At 73.5% G+C, this 18343-nt stretch carries 17 protein-coding genes; 6 read left to right on the top strand and 11 right to left on the bottom strand.

The window, feature by feature from the left end:
- The coding region (locus tag AB0G63_RS22515) for a PfkB family carbohydrate kinase (RefSeq protein ID WP_360752975.1) at positions 1–979 on the bottom strand (979 nt) is incomplete at its 3' end.
- A gap of 165 nt (positions 980–1144) precedes the next feature.
- On the opposite strand from AB0G63_RS22515, the gene AB0G63_RS22510 reads away from it, so the two are divergent.
- A complete protein-coding gene (locus AB0G63_RS22510) occupies positions 1145–1858 on the top strand; it encodes a MerR family transcriptional regulator (RefSeq protein WP_360752972.1) in 714 nt (237 codons plus the stop codon).
- An 8-nt stretch (positions 1859–1866) separates the two neighbouring features.
- Here the strand turns inward: AB0G63_RS22510 and AB0G63_RS22505 are convergent, their stop codons facing one another.
- The 5 genes from AB0G63_RS22505 to AB0G63_RS22485 all read right to left on the bottom strand — a co-directional run bounded on the left by AB0G63_RS22505 (position 1867) and on the right by AB0G63_RS22485 (position 9146).
- A complete protein-coding gene (locus AB0G63_RS22505; RefSeq protein WP_360752970.1) occupies positions 1867–3201 on the bottom strand; it encodes a glycoside hydrolase domain-containing protein in 1335 nt (444 codons plus the stop codon).
- A gap of 182 nt (positions 3202–3383) precedes the next feature.
- Positions 3384–5579 carry a 3-hydroxyacyl-CoA dehydrogenase NAD-binding domain-containing protein gene (locus AB0G63_RS22500; protein ID WP_360752967.1) on the bottom strand — a complete coding sequence of 732 codons (2196 nt, stop codon included), beginning with the start codon at positions 5577–5579 and terminating at the stop codon, positions 3384–3386.
- Positions 5580–5619: 40 nt separating this feature from the next.
- A complete protein-coding gene (locus AB0G63_RS22495; RefSeq protein WP_360752964.1) occupies positions 5620–6834 on the bottom strand; it encodes an acetyl-CoA C-acetyltransferase in 1215 nt (404 codons plus the stop codon).
- A gap of 21 nt (positions 6835–6855) precedes the next feature.
- Positions 6856–7998 (bottom strand): acyl-CoA dehydrogenase family protein, encoded by a 1143-nt coding sequence (locus AB0G63_RS22490; protein WP_360752962.1) that lies wholly within the window; start codon positions 7996–7998, stop codon positions 6856–6858.
- Entirely contained in the window at positions 7995–9146 is a 1152-nt protein-coding gene (locus AB0G63_RS22485) for a CaiB/BaiF CoA-transferase family protein (RefSeq protein ID WP_360752959.1), read from the bottom strand. Before AB0G63_RS22485 ends, AB0G63_RS22490 begins: the two co-directional genes overlap by 4 nt.
- A 236-nt stretch (positions 9147–9382) precedes the next feature.
- Here AB0G63_RS22485 and AB0G63_RS22480 point away from each other — a divergent pair, with 236 nt between their 5' ends.
- Positions 9383–10561 (top strand): saccharopine dehydrogenase NADP-binding domain-containing protein, encoded by a 1179-nt coding sequence (locus tag AB0G63_RS22480; protein ID WP_360752996.1) that lies wholly within the window; start codon positions 9383–9385, stop codon positions 10559–10561.
- Positions 10562–11077: 516 nt separating this feature from the next.
- Here AB0G63_RS22480 and AB0G63_RS22475 read toward each other — a convergent pair.
- The 3 genes from AB0G63_RS22475 to AB0G63_RS22465 form a co-directional block, all read right to left on the bottom strand.
- On the bottom strand, positions 11078–11224 hold the full coding sequence (locus AB0G63_RS22475; RefSeq protein WP_360752956.1) for a hypothetical protein: 147 nt from the start codon (positions 11222–11224) through the stop codon (positions 11078–11080).
- A 136-nt stretch (positions 11225–11360) separates the two neighbouring features.
- On the bottom strand, positions 11361–11720 hold the full coding sequence (locus AB0G63_RS22470; RefSeq protein WP_360752954.1) for a hypothetical protein: 360 nt from the start codon (positions 11718–11720) through the stop codon (positions 11361–11363).
- 33 nt (positions 11721–11753) lie between these two features.
- Entirely contained in the window at positions 11754–12497 is a 744-nt protein-coding gene (locus tag AB0G63_RS22465; RefSeq protein ID WP_360752994.1) for an endonuclease V, read from the bottom strand.
- A 47-nt stretch (positions 12498–12544) separates the two neighbouring features.
- On the opposite strand from AB0G63_RS22465, the gene AB0G63_RS22460 reads away from it, so the two are divergent.
- A complete protein-coding gene (locus AB0G63_RS22460) occupies positions 12545–12841 on the top strand; it encodes a YciI family protein (RefSeq protein WP_360752951.1) in 297 nt (98 codons plus the stop codon).
- Positions 12842–12854: 13 nt separating this feature from the next.
- Here the strand turns inward: AB0G63_RS22460 and AB0G63_RS22455 are convergent, their stop codons facing one another.
- Positions 12855–13184 carry a plasmid stabilization protein gene (locus tag AB0G63_RS22455; protein WP_360752948.1) on the bottom strand — a complete coding sequence of 110 codons (330 nt, stop codon included), beginning with the start codon at positions 13182–13184 and terminating at the stop codon, positions 12855–12857.
- 268 nt (positions 13185–13452) lie between these two features.
- Between AB0G63_RS22455 and AB0G63_RS22450 the strand changes: the two genes are divergently transcribed.
- Positions 13453–13869, top strand: a complete 417-nt coding sequence (locus AB0G63_RS22450; protein WP_360752945.1) for an SsgA family sporulation/cell division regulator — start codon at positions 13453–13455, stop codon at positions 13867–13869.
- 289 nt (positions 13870–14158) lie between these two features.
- On the opposite strand, the gene AB0G63_RS22445 is transcribed toward AB0G63_RS22450, so the two are convergent.
- Positions 14159–15292 carry a helix-turn-helix transcriptional regulator gene (locus AB0G63_RS22445; RefSeq protein ID WP_360752991.1) on the bottom strand — a complete coding sequence of 378 codons (1134 nt, stop codon included), beginning with the start codon at positions 15290–15292 and terminating at the stop codon, positions 14159–14161.
- A gap of 199 nt (positions 15293–15491) precedes the next feature.
- On the opposite strand from AB0G63_RS22445, the gene AB0G63_RS22440 reads away from it, so the two are divergent.
- Both AB0G63_RS22440 and AB0G63_RS22435 read left to right on the top strand, forming a co-directional pair.
- A complete protein-coding gene (locus AB0G63_RS22440) occupies positions 15492–16100 on the top strand; it encodes a toll/interleukin-1 receptor domain-containing protein (protein ID WP_360752942.1) in 609 nt (202 codons plus the stop codon).
- Between the two features lie 10 nt (positions 16101–16110).
- Entirely contained in the window at positions 16111–18339 is a 2229-nt protein-coding gene (locus AB0G63_RS22435; RefSeq protein ID WP_360752939.1) for a PQQ-binding-like beta-propeller repeat protein, read from the top strand.
- The last annotated feature ends 4 nt before the right edge of the window (positions 18340–18343 follow it).

Here is an 18343-nt window from a genome sequence, read left to right as displayed (position 1 = left end):
GGACGGCACCGAGCGGCTGTGGTTCCTGATCCTGCCCTCGGCGCTGCCCCGGATCTTCGCCGGGCTCCGGCGCCGGGTGCGGGTCGGCGGCCCTGGTCAGGAGTTCGTCACGGCTGATCGCCCCGGTCCGGGTGGCCGGCACCGTGCAGGCGTGTGCGCCGGCCACCGCGCCGTACAGGGCGCAGCGCCGCGGCGGCTCGCCGCGCAGGTGGCCGAAGAGGAACGCGGCGGCGAAGGCGTCGCCCGCGCCGTTGGAGTCCACCACTGCGGCGGGCGGCGCGACGGCCGGTACGCGGGTCAGCTCCCCGTCCACGAGCAGGTGGGCGCCCTCGGCGCCGGCCGTGGCGACGACGACCCGGGCCCGGCCCCGCTCCGCGATGCGGCGCATCGTCCGCTCCGGGTCGCCGAGCCCGGCGGCGGACAGGAAGACCAGGTCCGCCTGGTGGGCGAACGGCTCGTGGTACGGGTTCTCGCCGTCCCAGTCGTGCAGGTCGGTGGAGACGGTCACCCCGCACTCGCGCAGCAGCGGCAGGGCGTGTGCGCAGGGGTGGGTGATCGTGACGTGGGCGTGGCGGCTCGCGCCGGCCAGGGCGCGCAGCTCCGGCTCCGGGAACCGGTCGTCGGGGTGCTGACGGGTCCCGTCGTACAGCGACAGGCGCCGGCCGTCGGGGCCGACGAGGTTGACCGCGCGTTTGGTCCCGGCGGGCTGCGGGACCGCGGTCAGCGGGACGCCCCGCTCCTCGTGCAGCGCGCGGACCAGGTCGCCCTCGGGGTCGTCGCCCAGCCAGTCGAGGTGGTGGGTGCGCAGGCCGAGCGCGGCCAGGCCCAGGGCGACGAAGTCGCCGGTCTGCCCCGCGCGGGTGTGGATGCCGGAGCCGATCAGGTAGCTGTCGGCGTACGGGAGCGGCAGCGTCGGCACGCGGATCACGGTGTCCACGCCCGCGCCGCCCAGGACGAGCACGTCGATGTCCCGGCTCACGCGGCCCCGCCCCCTGCGCAGCTGATCTCTGCCATGGGCCCACCCTAGGGCCTGCCGGTGACCGGTGACCGGCAGAAGGCAGGAGACCGGCCGCGCCCGGCCGGTTCGGTACCGGCGCGGTCCGCGAGGTTTCGCAGTACTGGTGTGACAGCGATACTGCTGCACATGACGACCGACGCCGAGGAGCCGACGCTCACGATCGACGAGCTGGCCGCGCGGGCCGGGATCACGGTCCGCACGGTCCGGTTCTACAGCACCAAGGGGCTGCTGCCTCCGCCGGTGATCGGTCCTCGGCGGGTGGGCCGCTACGGGCCGCGGCACGTGGCCCGGCTGGCGCTCATCGAGGAGCTGCAGCGCCAGGGCATGACGCTGGCCGCGATCGAGCGCTACATGGGGCAGCTGCCGCCGGACCTGAGCCACCGGGACCTGGCCATCCACCGGGCGGTGGTGGCCTCCTGGGCGCCGGACGCGGTGGAGACGCTGACCCCCGAGGAGCTGCGGCGCCGGGCGGGGCGGCCGCTGGACGAGGACGACATGGAGCGGCTGGCGGCCATGAACGTCGTCCGGCCCGACGGGGACGGCTACCGCGTCGACTGCGGTCAGCTCCGGCTCGCCGTGGAGCTGCTGGACGTGCCGCTGTCCCACGACGCCATCCTCGCGGCCCGGTCGGTGCTGGTGGAGCACTCGCGGGCGGCCGCGCGCGAGCTGTCGCGGCTGTTCCGGGGAGAGGTCTCCGAGCGGGACCAGCAGGACGTGAGGACGCTCTCCGCGCACATGCAGCCGCTGGTGGTGCAGGCCCTCCTGACGACGTTCCAGCGGTCGTTGAAGGAGGAACTGCACCAGTGGCTGTCCGAGCCGCGGGAGGGCCGGCCCCTCTGAGCCGGCGCTCAGCAGCGCGGAACGGGTTTGCCGTAGGTCATGGTGCTGGGGGTCGCCACGTAGTGGTCGGAGACGTAGTGGCCGTTGTCCAGGCGGTCCCAGATGTTCGTGGTGCCGACGGTCGAGCCGGTGCGCCGGCAGGTGACCCAGGCCAGGGCGCCGCCCGGTGAGGTGCCGACGGCCGGGTAGCCGGTGCCGGGGCCGCTGCGTTCGGTCAGTCCGGCCGGGGCCGTCACCTGGTACGGGTAGGCGCAGCGCGGCAGCGGCGGGCTGTAGCCGGTGCCGGAGGGGGTGCTGACGTAGCGGTCGGAGACGTAGGCGCCGTTGGCCAGCCGGTCCCAGACGGACGTGGTGCCGACCTTGGTGCCGGGTGCCTGGCAGACCACCTTCAGGGTGGCGCCCGGCGCGTACGTCGCGGCGACCGGATAGCTGGGCGCGGGGCCGGTGCGGGCGTTGAGCGTGGTGGTGCCGGTGACCTGGTAGGGCAGGGCGACGGTGGCGACGGGCGCGTCGAGGCGGTCGGTGTCGATGTTCAGGGTGACACCGCCGTACGTCTCGTCGTGGCCGCCGCGGAACTGCTTGGCGCGCTGGTGCACGGCCCATTCGGCGTCGGCGACGCCGGACCAGCCCTTGAGGGAGTCGACGCCGTCGTAGCGGGCGATCCACAGGGCGTCCGGCCGCGCGTACGCGGTGGAGGTGTACGCGTCGGCGAGCTGCTTGGCGCCGAGGTTGAGGTTCATGTAGACGCCGGAGACGTAGCCGACGCGGTGCAGTTCCCTGGTCCAGGAGGAGAGGTAGGACAGGACGGCGGTGCGGCAGGCGGTGTCGGTCTGGCTGTAGTGCTCGATGTCGTTGTACAGCGCGCTGCCGGGCAGCATGCCGAGCGCCTTGGCCGCGGTGACGGCCTCCTTGGCCGCGGCGGTGCCCTGGCCGCGGGCCGTCGCCGGGGTGGTGCTGATCTTGTCGTCGGTGGGGCGGGCCCCGCAGGGCGGCTGCAGGCCCTTGTGGACGGGCAGCAGCCGCCACTTCAGCCGGGCCGCGGAGGCCACCCAGGACGAGGTCAGCTCCGGCTGTGCGCAGGTGCGGTTGACGCCCGAGACGTAGACGCCGAGGGCGCGGTACGGGGAGGTGCTCCAGGCCTGCAGCGTCGTCAGCGGCGGGGCGGTGCAGGCGTCGAAGGCGAGGCCGGAGTAGCGGGTCGCGGTGGAGCCCGGCGGATAGGCGACGGAGGTGGCCGGTTCGGCGGCCGCGGGCGGCCCGAAGACCAGGACGGCGGTGCCGCCGAGGACCCAGGCGGACGAGACGGTGAGGAGTCTCCTCAGGACTGGCCGTGGCTGCGACATGACGCCCCCTGGCGGATTGGACGGGCTCCCGCATCCTCAGGGTGTGCGCGCCGCCCGCGCTCCGCCAGGGGCCGACCGGCCCTGCCGGCCCCGCCCGGCGCACGGCACGCCCCCGCCGCACCGGAGGTCCGGGCCGGCGGGGGCGGGGGCGTGGGACGGCCGGGGTGACCGCGGGCCGCCGGTCAGCGCGCGTCGGTGAAGGTCTCCCCCTTCTCCGCCTTCTCGACCAGCAGCGCCGGCGGGGTGAACCGGTCGCCGTAGCGCTCGGCGAGCTGACGGGCGCGGGCGACGAAGCCGGGCAGGCCGACACCTGCCCCGGCGCCGCCGTCGTAGCCGTTGATGTACTGCAGCACGCCGCCGGTCCAGCCGGGGAACCCGATGCCGAAGATCGAGCCGATGTTGGCGTCGGCGACGGAGGTCAGGACGCCCTCCTCCAGGAGCCGGACGGTGTCCAGCGCCTCGGAGAACAGCATGCGTTCCTGCATGTCCGCGAAGGGGATCCGGTGGCCGGGCTCGGTGAAGTGTTCGCGCAGGCCCGGCCACAGGCGCAGGCGCTTGCCGTCCTCCGCGTACTCGTAGAAGCCGGCGCCGCCGCTGCGGCCGGTGCGGCCGAACTCGTCGACCATGCGGTCGATGACGGCCTCGGCGGGGTGCGTGGGCCAGGTGCCGCCCGCCTCCTCGACGGCCCGCTTCGACTCGTTGCGGATCTTGCGCGGGAGGGTGAGCGTCAGGTCGTCCATCAGCGACAGGACCTTCGCGGGGTAGCCGGCCTGCGCCGCCGCCTGCTCGACCGACGCGGGCTCGATGCCCTCGCCGACCATCGCGACGCCCTCGTTGATGAAGTGGCCGATGACCCGTGAGGTGAAGAAGCCGCGGGAGTCGTTGACCACGATCGGCGTCTTCTTGATCTGCCGGACCAGGTCGAAGGCGCGCGCCAGCGCCTCCTCGCCGGTGCGCTCGCCCTTGATGATCTCGACCAGGGGCATCTTGTCGACGGGCGAGAAGAAGTGCAGTCCGATGAAGTCGGCCTGGCGTTCGACGCCTTCGGCGAGCGCGGTGATCGGCAGAGTGGAGGTGTTGGAGCACAGCAGCGCGTCCGGCTCGACGATGTGCTGGATCTCCTGGAACACCTTGTGCTTGAGCGCCGGGTCCTCGAAGACCGCCTCGATGACCGCGTCGCAGCCGGCCAGGTCCTGCGGGTCGGCCGTGGGCGTGATGCGGGCCAGCAGCGCGTCCGCCTTCTCCTGGGTGGTACGGCCGCGGGAGACGGCCTTGGCGCACAGCTTCTCGGAGTAGCCCTTGCCCTTGGCGGCCGCCTCCGCGGACACGTCCTTCAGGACGACCTCGATGCCCGCGCGGGCGCACGAGTAGGCGATGCCCGCGCCCATCATGCCCGCGCCGAGCACGGCGACCTTGCGGACCTGGCGGGGCTCGACGCCCTTCGGGCGGTTGGCGCCGGAGTTGACGGCCTGGAGGTCGAAGAAGAACGCCTGGATCATGTTCTTCGAGGTCTGCCCGGCGGCCAGCTCCACGAAGTAGCGGGCCTCGACGGCCTGGGCGGTCTCGAAGTCGACCTGGGAGCCCTCGACCGCCGCGGCGAGGATGTTGCGCGGCGCCGGGTAGGGGGCGCCGGCCGTCTGCTTGCGCAGGTTGGCCGGGAAGGCGGGCAGGTTGGCGGCGAACTTGGGGTTGGCGGGCGTGCCGCCGGGGATGCGGTAGCCGGGCTTGTCCCAGGGCTGCCGCGACTCGGGGTGGGCGTCGATGAACGCGCGGGCCTTGGCGAGGAGTTCGTCCGGGGTGGCGGCGACGTCGTCGACCAGGCCGCCCTCCAGCGCGCGCCGCGGGTCGTACTGGGTGCCCTGGAGCAGCACCTTCAGCAGCGCGTCGGCGATGCCGAGCAGGCGTACGGTGCGGACCACGCCACCGCCGCCGGGGAGCAGGCCGAGGGTGACCTCGGGCAGGCCGATCTTCGAGCCGGGGGCGTCCAGGGCGACGCGGTGGTGGCAGGCCAGGGCGATCTCGTAGCCGCCGCCCAGGGCCGCGCCGTTGATCGCCGCGACGACCGGCTTGCCGAGGGTCTCGATGCGGCGCAGGTTGCGCTTGATGGCCATGCCGCCGTCGAACAGCTCCTGCGCGGTGTCCGGGGTGACCCGGATGAGGTCGCGCAGGTCGCCGCCGGCGAAGAAGGTCTTCTTGGCGGAGGTGACGATCACGCCGCGGATGGCGTCCTGCTCCGCCTCCAGGCGGTCGGTGACCGCGGCGAGGGAGTCGCGGAACGCCTGGTTCATGGTGTTCGCGGACTGGTTGGGGTCGTCCAGGACGAGGGTGACGACGCCGGTGTCGTCCTGTTCCCAGCGGATGGTGGTGCTCTCGGTCATGAGGAGGTCTCCGTAGAAGTCGCGTGCGGGTCGCTGGGATTCAGATGCGCTCGACGATCGTCGCGATGCCCATGCCGCCGCCCACGCACAGCGTGGCGAGGCCGTAGCGCTTGTCCTGGCGCTCCAGTTCGTCGACGAGGGTGCCGAGGATCATCGCGCCGGTCGCGCCGAGGGGGTGGCCGAGCGCGATCGCGCCGCCGTTGACGTTGACCTTGTCCAGGGACAGGCCCATGTCCTTCACGAAGCGCAGGACGACCGCGGCGAAGGCCTCGTTGATCTCGACGAGGTCGATGTCGTCGATGGTCAGCCCGGCCTTGGCGAGGGCCTTGCGGGTGGCGGGCGCCGGGCCGGTGAGCATGATGGTGGGCTCGGAGCCGGAGACGGCGGCGGACACGATCCGCGCGCGGGGGGTGAGGCCGTAGCGCTCCCCCACCTCCTTGGAGCCGATCGCGACCAGCGAGGCGCCGTCGACGATGCCGGAGGAGTTGCCCGCGTGGTGGACGTGGTCGATCTTCTCGACCCAGTGGTACTTCTGCAGGGCGACGGCGTCGAAGCCGCCGAGTTCGCCGATGTCCGCGAAGGACGGCTTGAGCGCGGCGAGGGAGTCGGCGGTGGTGCCGGGGCGCGGGTGCTCGTCGTGGTCGAGGACGACCAGGCCGCTGCGGTCCTTCACCGGCACGACGGACCGGTCGAAGCGGCCCTCCTTCCACGCCGTGGCCGCCCGCTCCTGCGACAGCGCCGCGTACTCGTCGACGTCCCGGCGGGTGAAGCCCTCGATGGTGGCGATCAGGTCGGCGCCGATGCCCTGCGGCACGAAATTGGTGGCGATGTTGGTCATCGGGTCGTTGAACCAGGCGCCGCCGTCGGAGCCCATCGGCACCCGGGACATGGACTCGACGCCGCCCGCGAGGACGAGGTCCTCGAAGCCGGAGCGGACCTTGGCCGCGGCCATGTTGACGGCCTCCAGACCGGACGCGCAGAAGCGGTTCTCCTGTACGCCGGCGACGGTGTCCGGCAGTCCCGCGGCGATGGCGGCGATCCGCGGGAGCACGGAGCCCTGGTCGCCGAGCGGGCTGACCACGCCGAGGACGATGTCGTCGATCGCCGCCGGGTCGAGGCCGGGGAACCGGTCGCGGATCTCGTGGATGAGCCCGACGACGAGGTCGACGGGCTTGGTGCCGTGCAGGGCGCCGTTCGCCTTGCCGCGGCCGCGCGGGGTGCGGATCGCGTCGTACACGTACGCTTCGGTGCTCACGGGAAAGCCTTTCGGTGAGAGTCAGGCGAGCAGGGAACGGCCGATGATCTCTTTCATGATCTCGGTGGTCCCGCCGTAGATGGTCTGGATGCGGCCGTCGGTGAAGGCCCTGGCGACCGGGTATTCGGTCATGTAGCCGTAGCCGCCGTGCAGTTGCAGGCAGCGGTCGGCGACGCGCTTCTGCAGTTCGGTGGCCCACCACTTGGCCATGGAGGCGTGCACGGCGTCGAGTCCGCCGTCGGTGTGCTCCTCGATGCAGCGGTCGAGGAACGCGCGGGTGACGGCGCACTCGGTGGCCATCTCGGCGGTCTCGAAGCGTATGTGCTGCTTGGTGGCCAGCGGCCGGCCGAACGCCTCGCGCTCCTTGACGTACCGGACGGTGATCTCCAGCAGGTGCTCGGCGGCGGCGATCGCGGCGACGGCGATGCTCAGCCGCTCCTGGGCGAGGTTCGTCATCAGGTGCCCGAAGGCGCCGTTGAGCTCGCCCAGCAGGTTCTCCTTGGGCACCCGCACGTCGCGGAAGAACAGCTCGGCCGTGTCCTGCGCCTTCTGGCCGATCTTGTCGAGGTTGCGGCCGCGTTCGAAGCCGTCCGTGCCGCGCTCGACGACCAGCAGCGACAGCCCGTGCGCGCCGCCCTCGGGGGTGGTGCGGGCGACGACGATCACGAGATCGGCGAGGATGCCGTTGGAGATGAAGGTCTTGGAGCCGTTGAGCAGCCAGTGGTCGCCGCGGTCCTCGGCGCGGGTCTGGATGCCCTGCAGGTCGGACCCGGCGCCGGGCTCGGTCATGGCGATGGCGGTGATCAGCGAGCCGTCGCAGAAGCCGGGCAGCCAGCGGCGCTTCTGCTCCTCGGTGGCCAGGCCGGTCAGGTACGGGCCGATGATGTCGTTGTGCAGGCCCAGGGCGAGTCCGGGGGTGCCGGCGCGGGTGAACTCCTCGGCCAGGACGGCGCTGTAGCGGAAGTCGTCGGTGCCGCCGCCGCCGTACTCCTCGGGCACGGCGAGCCCGAGCAGACCCTGTTTGCCGGCCGCCAGCCAGGCGTCGCGGGAGACGATGCCGTCCTTCTCCCACTGTTCGTAGTGCGGCAGCACCTCCCTGGCGAGGAAGGCGCGCACGGTCTCGCGGAACGCGTCGTGCTCGGGGGCGAAGATCTGCCGCTTCATGCGAGGTCCTTCGTCGGGTGGTCGGACACCAGGTCGGGTACGTCCCAGTCGCGTGCCACGTCGGCGGTGTCGGCGCCGGGCAGCGCGGGTGGGCGGCGGACGGAGGCGGGGGTCGCGGAGAACCGGGGCGCGGGTGCGGGCTGGGTGATGCCGCCGTGGTCGGTGAAGGTGCCGCGGGCGGCCAGGTGGGGGTGATGCGGGGCCTCGGTCAGGGACAGCACCGGGGCGACGCACGCGTCGGTGCCGTCGAAACGGGCCGTCCACTCGTCCCGGGTGCGGGACATGAAGCGGGCGGCGACCGCCTCGCGCAGTTCGCCCCAGCGAGTGACGTCGGTACGGGCGTCCGCCTGGTCCGGCAGGCCGAGGAGGGTCGTGAACCGCTCGTAGAACTGCGGCTCCAGGGCGCCGACCGCCATGTACTTCCCGTCGGCCGTCTCGTAGGTGCCGTAGTAGGGGCAGCCGCCGTCGAGGAGGTTGGCGCCGCGCCGGTCCTGCCAGGCGCCCGCGGCGAGCATGCCGTGGATCATCGCGGAGAGGTGGGAGGCGCCGTCGACGATGGCGGCGTCGACGACCTGCCCGGTGCCCGTCGCGCGGGCGTGGTGCAGCGCGGCGAGGACGCCGACGACGAGGTAGAGCGAGCCGCCCGCGTAGTCGCCGAGCAGGTTGGCGGGGGCGGCCGGGGGCGCGTCGGGGGCGCCGGTCAGGCCGAGGGTGCCGGTGACGGCGATGTAGGCGATGTCGTGCCCCGCGCGGTCGGCGAGCGGTCCGTCCTGGCCCCAGCCGGTCATCCGGCCGTAGACCAGCTTCGGGTTGCGGGCGTGGCAGGCGTCGGGGCCGACGCCGAGGCGTTCGGCGACGCCGGGCCGGAAGCCCTCGATCAGGATGTCGGCGCGGGCGGCGAGGCCGAGGACGCGGGCGGCGCCGTCCGCGGACTTCAGGTCGACGATCACCGAGCGCTTGTTGCGGTTGGTCACGTCGCGGGCCGGGTCGATGCCGAGCGCGGCGCCGCCGGGGCGGTCCACCCGGACGACGTCGGCGCCGAGGTCGGCCAGCAGCATGGCGGCGAACGGGCCGGGCCCGATGCCGGCCAGTTCCACGACGCGCACGCCGGTGAGCGGGCCTCGCCCGGGCGTTCCTGCCGCTGTCATCCGGCCCCCTGCGCTGTGACTCCGGCGGCCGCCGTACCGCGACCCCGGTCTGTGTGACACGAACCCTGTGTGACACAAACGATGTAACACCGGTGATGCTATGAACGCGCCGCACTCCGCACAAGACCTGGACGAGCAAGCGCTTAGACGATTACTCGCCAGGCCCCTGCTGCTCACGCTAGCCTCAGCGGCCGACGACGGCGCGCACTGCGGACCCGAGGGGTGTCATGAACAGGCTGAACCGGGCGGACCGGACCGACCGCCCGTACGACATCGTGCTCTTCGGAGCCACGGGTTTCGTCGGGGCGCTCACCGCGGAGTACCTGGCCGCGCACGCCCCGGACGGGCTGCGCTGGGCCATCGCCGGCCGCAGCGACCTGAAGCTGCGGCGGCTGCGGGACCGGCTGCCGACGGGGAACCCGATCGGCGTGCTGCGGGCGGACGTGTCCGACCCGGCCTCGTTGCGCACGCTCGCCGGGCAGGCGCGGGTGGTGGCGACGACCGTGGGACCGTACGTGACGTACGGGGAGGAACTCGTCGCCGCGTGCGCCGACGCCGGAACGGACTGTCTCGACCTCACCGGCGAGCCCGAGTTCGTGGACCGGGTCTACGTGCGCCACGACGCACGCGCCCGGGAGACCGGCGCGCGGCTGCTGCACGCCTGCGGGTTCGACTCCGTGCCGCACGATCTCGGCGTGTACTTCACCGTCCAGCAGCTGCCGGAGGGCGTGCCGCTGTCCGTAGAGGGGTTCGTGACCGCGGACGCCGCCTTCTCCGGCGGCACGTTCGCCTCGGCGCTCAACCAGTTCGCGCGGGTGCGGCCGATGCTGGCCGCCGAACGCGACCGCCGGCACCACGAGCCCCGCCTGGTGGGCCGCCGGGCGATCACCTCGCCCGGCGCCCCGCGGTTCGCCAAGGAGGTCGGCGCGTGGGCGCTGCCGCTGCCGACCATCGACCCGCAGATCATCCGCCGGTCCGCGCGCGCCCTGGAGCGCTACGGCCCCGACTTCCGCTACCGGCACTACGCGGCCGTACGGCGGCTTCCCGTGGCGCTGGGCGGGGTCGCGGCCGTGGGCGGGCTCGTCGCGGCGGCCCAGCTGCCGCCCGTCCGGCGCCGGCTGTCGGACCGGCTCAAGCCCGGTGACGGACCGAGCGAGCAGAAGCGGGCCGCGAGCTGGTTCCGCGTCCGGTTCGTCGGCGAGGGCGGCGGCCGACGCGTGTTCACGGAGGTCGCGGGCGGCGATCCCGGGTACGACGAGACGGCCAAGATGTTCGCCGAGTCGGCGCTGTCGCTGGCCCTCGACGACCTCCCGGCGACGGCCGGCCAGGTCACCACGGCGGTCGCCATGGGCGACGCCCTCACCGAGCGGCTGCGCAAGGCGGGAATCGTCTTCCGGGTGGCGGCAAGCCGGTGAGCCTCCGGCTGCGGGACCGGTGAGGTTCGGGGGGCGGCGGGCCGGTGAGCCTCGGGGGCGGCGGGCCGGTGAGCCTCGGGGGGCGGCCGGCCAGCGGCGGCTGCGATCGGTGAGCTTCCAGGGGCGGCGAGCCCGCGAGCCGGTCGCGGCGAGCCCGCGAGCTTCCGGGGCTGCGGGCCCGCGAGCTTCCGGGGCTGCGGGCCGGCGAGCCACCGGCGGCTCCAAGTCGGTAAGCCACCGGCAGCCGCGAGCCGATGAGCTTCCGCCGACGGCGGCCGGCGGCGGGCCGGCGGCGGCATCAAGCCGGTAACGCCCCGACCGCTGCAAGCCCGTAAGCACCCCGCCCCGGGGCCGGCCCCCGCCGCTGCAAGCCAGTGAGCTTCCGGTGCTTCCGGCGGCGGCAGAGCAGTGAGCCACCGGCGGCCGCGCGCCGGTGGCTTCCACGGGCGGCGAGCCCGGGAGCCGGTCGGGAACGCCGGGGAGCCGTCTTCGTGAGGCCGCGGGAGTGGCGGGCCGCTACAGCGACCAGCCCGCGACGGTGTAGATCATCCCGCATATCCAGCCCAGTCCCGCCAGCACGGCGAGGACCAGGGCTGCCGTCACGGCACGCTCGACGGGGCGGCCGGGGTCGGACAGGGGCTTGGGGGCGCGGTGCGTGGTCATGCCGCACAGCCTGCCGCCCGGGCCGGCCGCGCCACATCCGTACGGCTACTCAGACCCGGCACGCGGTACTCAGACCCGGCACGCGGTACTCAGACCCGGCACGCGGTACTCAGCCGCGGCACGCGGCACTCTGGACTCAGGCAGGTGGCGTCCCGCCGAGCGCGCCCGCGATCCGGGCCCGTACGGCCGGGTCGTCCGTGGCGGTGGCGAGCCGCCAGGCGAGGAGGCCCATCTGCCATCCCGCGTGGTGGTCGAAGTACGGAGGGGGCCCGGCCACGTTGTGAGCGACCTTGGCGACCAGCTCCGCGAGGCGGGACAGGACGCGCTGCTCGTGGGTGAGCCGCTCGCCTGCCGCGGCCAGGCCCCCGCGGATCAGCTCGAACTCCTCGCGTCCCCGGCTCCACCGGTCGCGGGCGAGTTCCACGGCGGCCGCCACCCCGGGCGCCGGGCCCGTCCCGCGCGCCGCCGCCTCGAACACCCGGCCCGCCCAGGACACCGGGTCGGGCCGGCGTTCGGACAGGGTGCGCCCTCAGGACCGGGCCGGGTCTGCCGGCGCACGGTCGGTGACGGGCGGGGGCGGTTCCGGCGGCGCGGCCTCCCGCAGCGCCTTCCGGCACAGCGCGTCCGCCCTGCGGGTCGTCTCCGGCAGGCGGTAGCGCGGTGTCAGGGCCAGGGTGTGGGCGCAGGCGTTGTCCAGGCTCGTGCGGTGGCCGACGGAGACGAAGACCGGCTTGACGGCGTGCCGGGTGCGCAGGGCGCGGCCGACCTCCTCGCTGCCGTCGAGCAGCGGGGAGGCGTCTCCGCGCCGCGCGCCCGGGTCGTCGTAGGTGAAGGCGAACGGGTTCTTGGCGACGCCGACGGTGGGCAGACCCGTCAGGACGCCGAGGTGGCTGGCGAGGCCGAAGCGGCGCGGGTGGGCGAGGCCGTAGCCGTCGCAGACGACCAGGCCCGGCTCGCGGGGCAGGGCATCCAGGGCGGCGAGGACCGTGGGGATCTCGCGGAAGGCGAGCAGGCCGGGGACGTACGGGAAGGAGATCCGCCCCACGGCCGTGGCCTCGGCGACGACCTCCAGGGTCGCCGCGTCCAGGGTGACGGCCGCCGCCGCGACGACGTCCCGTTCGTCGTCGTAGGCCACGTCGACGCCGGTGACCAGACCCGTTCCGGGCGGGGGGCCGGGCTCGCCGCGGACCAACCGGGCCCGCAGCTCGTCCTGGACCGCACGCGCCTGCGCCTCTGTCGCGGGCCAGCCCGCGGGGATGCTCACCGTCATGATGCGCACGAGCCTACGGGGCGGCGCACCGAGCGCGTAGGCTCCTGATCATGTTCGTGATGGAGCTGACCTACACCGCCCCGCTGGAGGCCGTCGACGCGGAGCTGGAAGCGCACCGGGCGTGGCTGGACGTGCACTTCGCGAAGGGCGTCTTCCTCGCCGCGGGCGTCAAGAAGCCTCGCGAGGGCGGCGTGATCCTCGCGGTCGCCGACGACCGGGCGCACGCCGAGGAGACCGCGGCGGGTGACCCCTTCGTCACCGCCGGGGTGTGCGAGTACCGCATCACCGAGTTCGTCGCCGCCCGGACGGCGCCGGCGCTGGAGCAGTACCGGCAGCCGCCCGTCTGAGCCGGACCGCGGGTCAGCCCTTGTCCTCGAGGGCGCGCTGCAGCTGACTCTTGTTCATGTCGGAACGTCCGTGGACGCCACGGCGCTTGGCCTCCTCGTACAGCTGGTCGTAGGTCGGCCCCTGCGATCCCTTGCCCGACCGCTGGCCGCCCCGCTGACCGGACGACTTGTCCTGGGTCGAGGTGCGGCCGGCCGTCTTGGACTCGCCGGAGCGCGCCCGTTCCTTGTTGACCGTCCGGGCCGCGATCTCCTTGGCTCGCCCGGTGCTCTCGCCGCGGTCCTCGGCGCTCTTCTTGATGTGCTCGTACTGGCGTTCCCGCTTGGGACTCGAACCGCTCGGCATGTCGGGTCACTCCTTTCGCCGGGAGCGACCGGGTACCCACCTCGCGGCCGATGCCTCACGTTCGGGGGCGCCGTCACTCGACCGGCCTCGGAGGGCGCATTCGCACGTCGGCGCCCGGAAGGTGGGCCGGGTCACTTCCATGCATGAAGGCGGTGACAGAGGTCACTGGCTTTCCGTGCGCACTGAATGGACGATTCCGTCGTCTCTCTCAGTGCCCGGCCTCGTCCGACCCCCGAAGTTCGTTTCGCCGTCACAAGGGAGCAAGGCGTTGACCACCGTCATCGAGCAGCCAGTGGAGGCCCGCCTCGTCGCCGCGGCGCCGCGTATGCCGAGCATCCCCGCCGTGCTGCGGTACGACCGCGACGACCCGTTCGCGGTCTGCATGACCTTCCCCGCCCCGGCCACCCTGGAGGGCGTGGAGGTCTGCTGGACCTTCTCGCGCGAACTCCTCACGGCCGGCCTGGAGGGCCCGGAGGGACAGGGCGACGTGCGGGTGCGCCCGTACGGGTTCGACCGCACCGTCCTGGAGTTCCGCGCCCCCGAGGGCACCGCCGTGGTGCACGTGCACTCGTCCGACGTGCGCCGCTTCCTGCGGGCCACCGGCGAGCTGGTGCCGGTGGGCCTGGAGCACCTGCAGCTGGACCTCGACCACGACCTGGCCGAGCTGATACGCGACGCCTACTGACCCGCCGCTGCCACAACAGGCGCTCACGCGGGCGACGCCCGGCGCGGCCCGCTCGGCGACCGGGGTGCGCCGGGGCCCGCCATCACCTTCAGCGGCCCGTCGGCCCCGTCGGCGAGCAGCCCGACGCTCCCCGCGTCGACGACCCCGGGACGAAGGTCCCGTCGGCGCCCGCGGCGCGGAGGGCGGCGGCCCGCTCCAGGGTGAGGTCCGTTCCCCCGGCGCCCCATCGCCCCGTCCACGGCCCGGTGCCACCGGCGGAGCTGTCCGTACGGCCGGCCGATCGCGGCTGTCAGCCGACCGCGAGGACGGCCGACGCGTCGATGAGGGCGAGTTGGCCCGGGCCGGCTTTCCGGGTCCGGGCCTGTTCCACGAAACGGCCCAGCTCCGCGCGGACGGTGGCCGAGTCGATGCGCTTGATCACGGGCAGCGTGGCCTCGACGATCTGACAGGCCTCGTCGAGTCGGCCGACACCGGCCAGGGCTGTGGCCTGCCGAACCGCGAAGCGGGCCTGGGAGTTGCTGTCCGCCGGGACGGCCGGCCGGCGCCGGCGCTCGACGGCGAAGAGGTGTGCGGCCGGCTCGAAGCGACGCAGGCTGAGCATGCAGGACGCCTCGATGAGCCGAGGGTTGCCGTTCTCGATGCGCGGACCCCAGTGCGGGGTCCGGTCGCCGACGACCTCGGCGGCGTGGCTTCTGAACCGCTCCAGTGCGTCCCGGCAGGCCCCCGCATCGCCACGGCGCGCATGTCCCTGAGCCGCGCGTCGTGCGGCGTGCGCGCGGATCACCGCGTTGGCCGCCGGGTGCCCGGCCGCCTGGTCGGCGAATCCGATCGCCGCACAGGTGTCACCGCGGTGCTGGGCGATGAACGCCTTGCGGACCAGGGCGTACGCGGCCACCGTTTCGTCCCCGCCGTGTGCGCCCCAGCGGACGGCGAGATTCGTCCAGCGCAACGCCTCCGCGGGTTTTCCCGCCTCTTGTGCCATCCATCCCGTGTATTCGGCGAACCGCGAGGCCAGCAGCCAGATTTCGGCACGCTGCTCGCCAACGGCGTGCGGTGCGGCGTCCGTCAGGATCCGAGTGATCGACTTCATCGAAGCGGTGACGAACCTCGGTCCGGTGGATCTGCCGATGTCCTTCAGCTCCCGCAGGACCCGCTCGTATCCGGCCACCACGGGGCCGGCTTCGACGACGTCCTCGTCCCGGGCGCCACGGCGGCCGGCCCCGGCCAGTTCGACGAGTTCCCCGCCGGTGCCGAGGACCGCGTCGCATGCCGCCGCCACAGCGGGCGTCGGGTTGCGCAACCCGCTCTCCAGATTGCAGATCTGCCCTTCGGACACGTTCGCGCGCCGGGCGAACTCGCGCACGCTCCATCCCCGACGTGCCCGGAGTGTGGCCAGGACGACGCCGAAGTCGCCCGGCGGCAGAGGCGTGCCGGTCGGCCTCCCTGCCGAGACCGTCCCTGCCGAGACCGTCCCTGACGCACTGTCCACCGGGTCCATGCCGGCCAGCGTACGGAGCCTTGCGGCCGCTATTCAATCCCCGGCGAATAGCCACCGAGCGCGTACTCCGCCCCTAGGGTGAGCACGAACCCTGACGTCAAGGCTTGCCGGAGAGGGGGCAATCGTGCCGCGCATCTTCCTCAGCTTTCGCAAACCGGACTCCCGGTGGATGCGAGACCGCGTATACCGCGCGCTGTCCGACCGCTTAGGTGCCGACGAGATCTTCAAGTCGGGCCGGTCGATTCCGCCCGGGGCCGATTTCGCCGAGATCCTGCGGCGGCAGGCCGCCGAGTGCGAGGTCATGTGCGTACTGATCGGGCCAGGATGGCTGGACGCGCGGGGCGAGGACGGTGTGCGGCTCCTGGACCGGGCTCACGACTGGGTCCGCCTGGAGATCGCGACAGCTCTGCGGTCGGGAAACCGCGTCGTCCCGGTCCTTCTGGGTGACGCGACGATGCTGCCCGACGCCTCGGCGCTGCCGGCCGAGATCGCGCAGCTGGCGCGCCTGCAGTTCCTCCGCGTTCCGGAGACCCATCTGCCGGACGGGCTGAAGCACTTGGGCGACGCGGTGACCGCTCTCCTGTCCGACGCCGACACCGACCCCGCTGCCGAACCCGGGCACGGCACGGCGCCGACCGCCGATCCCGAGCCGTCGCTGACCATGACCGCCCATGTGTCCGGCGGTGGCAGCGCCTACCAGGCGGCCCGTGACCAGACGATCAGGCTGGCGTGAGGGGCGGACGATGGATCATCCCGGAGCGGACGGTGCCCATCGGATCGGGCGGTACGCGCTGCTCGGAAGGCAGAGCACGGTCAGCGGGCGCGAAGTCTTCGCGGCCCGCGCGGACGACGGGCTGCTCGTCACGGTCACGGTCGTGGGGCCCCGACTCGCCGCGGACCCGGGGTTCCGGGACCGGTTCCGGGCCGCCGTCGAGGCGGCACGGGCGCTGTCCGGTGCCTTCCTCGCGCCGGTGGTGGATGCCGACGCCGACGCGCCGGTTCCCTGGCTGGCGACCGAGTTCACCGCCGGACTGCCGCTCCGGCAGGCGGTGGACCGGCACGGCCCGCTGTCCGAACCGGCTCTGCGGGTGCTCGCCGACGGCCTCGCCCGGGCGCTGGCCGTACTCCACGCGGCCGGGACGGTGCACGGCGAGGTGAGCCCGGACTCGGTGCTGCTGACCATGGACGGGCCCCGCATCTCCGCCCTGGGGATCGTCGGAGCCACCGGCCGCCCGGCACCGTCACCGGCGGACGACATGTTCGGCCTCGGGTCGACCGTGCTGTTCGCGGCTTCCGGAGACGAGCCGGACACGGACGCCCTTCCCGCGTCGCTGCGTGAGGTGATCGGCGGCTGCCTGTACCCGGAACCGCCGGACCGCCCCACCGCGGAGCAACTCGTCGACTATCTGAGGCGCCAGGACCTGCCGGCCCTGAAGGGCAGTTGGCTGCCGCCGGCGGTGACCGCCGACATGGCCGCCGCGACCGCGGCGGTGGGATCGGTGTCCGCCGGGAGCGGCGGCCGGGACCCGTTTCCGCCGCCGCCGGTGATCGCCGCCGGTACGGGTGTCAGCCGCCGCAAGCTGATCCTCGGACTGGCCGGGGGCGCGGCCGTACTCGGCGGAGCCGCGGCGGCACTCGCCCTTTCCGGCGGCTCGTCGCCGGCATCCGACGGCCGGGCCGGCGGGCCCGGGTCCACCGCGCGACCGGCCTCTCCGTCAGGCACGCGATCCACGCCGGCCAGCTCCGCGTCGCCGTCCTCGACGGACGGACCGGAACGGATCGTGCTGGCCGGACCCGACGCCGTCAAGGCATGGTCGGGTGCCGGAAAGCACGCCCCCACCTGCCTGGAAGCCTCCGACAAGGTGGTCATGGTGGTCACCGGCACCGCCACCTCCTTCCTGGACGCCGCGACCGGGAAGTCCGTGTTCCCCCGGCTGAACACGACCAGCGACCTCGGCACGTCCAGCCTCAAGTACCCGACGGCGTACGCGGACGGAGTGTTCTACCTGCTCTGCGACACACCGAGTCGGTCAGGGCTGCTGGCGGCGTTCGACGCCGCCAGCGGGAAGGTGAAGTGGGCGACCAAGATGGCCGACACCGATCCCGGCGGCGGCACGCACGCGGCGATGTACCTGAGCGACTATGTGGCAGTCGCGGGCGACACGGTGTACGTGTGCGGGGGGTTGCTCGAACTGGACGGCAAGTTCTCGACCGACTCTCCGAGCGCCGGCTACATCCGTGCGTTCGACGCCGCGACCGGGAAGGGACTGTGGCGGGTCAAGGGCACGGACATCAACAACGTGCTCGTGCCGCCCTCCGGTTCTCACCTGCTGGCCACCTCGGCCGTTCCCTCGGGCAAGAAACCCGGCCGTGTCCAGATGATCGACGCCGGCCGGAAAGGAGCCCGCGGCTGGCACGTATCCGTCCCGGACGCCGCGTTCTACTTCACCACCGGCTGGCCGCTGACGTGCTACGCCGCCGGGCTGTTCCTGTTCGCCGGCGGCAAGGGCGACACACTGTTCGCCGTCGACGCGGCCACGGGCAGCGAGAAGTGGCATCAGCGCTTCGACGCGAAGAACGGGGACCAGGTCCACATCGGCGCCCCGTTCGCCGGCCCGGACGGCACGACCGTCTACGTACCGGTCGGCAGCGACCTGGCCGCCCTGGCCACGGCCGACGGCACGCTCCGGTGGGTCGCGACGCTCGACGGGGCCGGCGAAATGGGCATTTCCAACATGTTCAACGCCTCCCTCAGGACCTCCGGTATGAGCGCCCGGTGCTCGGCCGACACCGTCTTCGCCACCGACTCCGCCAAGACGCTGTGGGCCATCGACGCGGCCACCGGCAGGGCCCGGTGGAGATACAGCGACCCCGGGCAGCCGGATGTGGGGTTCCTGTGGACGGTGGGCGGCGACCACGTGTTCATCGCCTCCCACCTGACACTGACCGCGATCGCGGCCCACGGGCGGTAAGGGA

This window comes from Streptomyces sp. NPDC020996, assembly GCF_040641355.1.
Lineage (GTDB): Bacteria > Actinomycetota > Actinomycetes > Streptomycetales > Streptomycetaceae > Streptomyces.
This window is presented reverse-complemented; position numbering and strand designations above follow the sequence as displayed.

Bases quoted from the DNA above. Each gene is read 5' to 3' on its own strand.
- AB0G63_RS22460 (WP_360752951.1), top strand. From the start codon at position 12,545: ATGTTCGTGATGGAGCTGACCTACACCGCCCCGCTGGAGGCCGTCGAC.
- AB0G63_RS22455 (WP_360752948.1), bottom strand. From the start codon at position 13,184: ATGCCGAGCGGTTCGAGTCCCAAGCGGGAACGCCAGTACGAGCACATC.
- AB0G63_RS22510 (WP_360752972.1), top strand. From the start codon at position 1,145: ATGACGACCGACGCCGAGGAGCCGACGCTCACGATCGACGAGCTGGCC.
- AB0G63_RS22500 (WP_360752967.1), bottom strand. From the start codon at position 5,579: ATGACCGAGAGCACCACCATCCGCTGGGAACAGGACGACACCGGCGTC.
- AB0G63_RS22490 (WP_360752962.1), bottom strand. From the start codon at position 7,998: ATGAAGCGGCAGATCTTCGCCCCCGAGCACGACGCGTTCCGCGAGACC.
- AB0G63_RS22475 (WP_360752956.1), bottom strand. From the start codon at position 11,224: ATGACCACGCACCGCGCCCCCAAGCCCCTGTCCGACCCCGGCCGCCCC.
- AB0G63_RS22505 (WP_360752970.1), bottom strand. From the start codon at position 3,201: ATGTCGCAGCCACGGCCAGTCCTGAGGAGACTCCTCACCGTCTCGTCC.
- AB0G63_RS22485 (WP_360752959.1), bottom strand. From the start codon at position 9,146: ATGACAGCGGCAGGAACGCCCGGGCGAGGCCCGCTCACCGGCGTGCGC.
- AB0G63_RS22435 (WP_360752939.1), top strand. From the start codon at position 16,111: ATGGATCATCCCGGAGCGGACGGTGCCCATCGGATCGGGCGGTACGCG.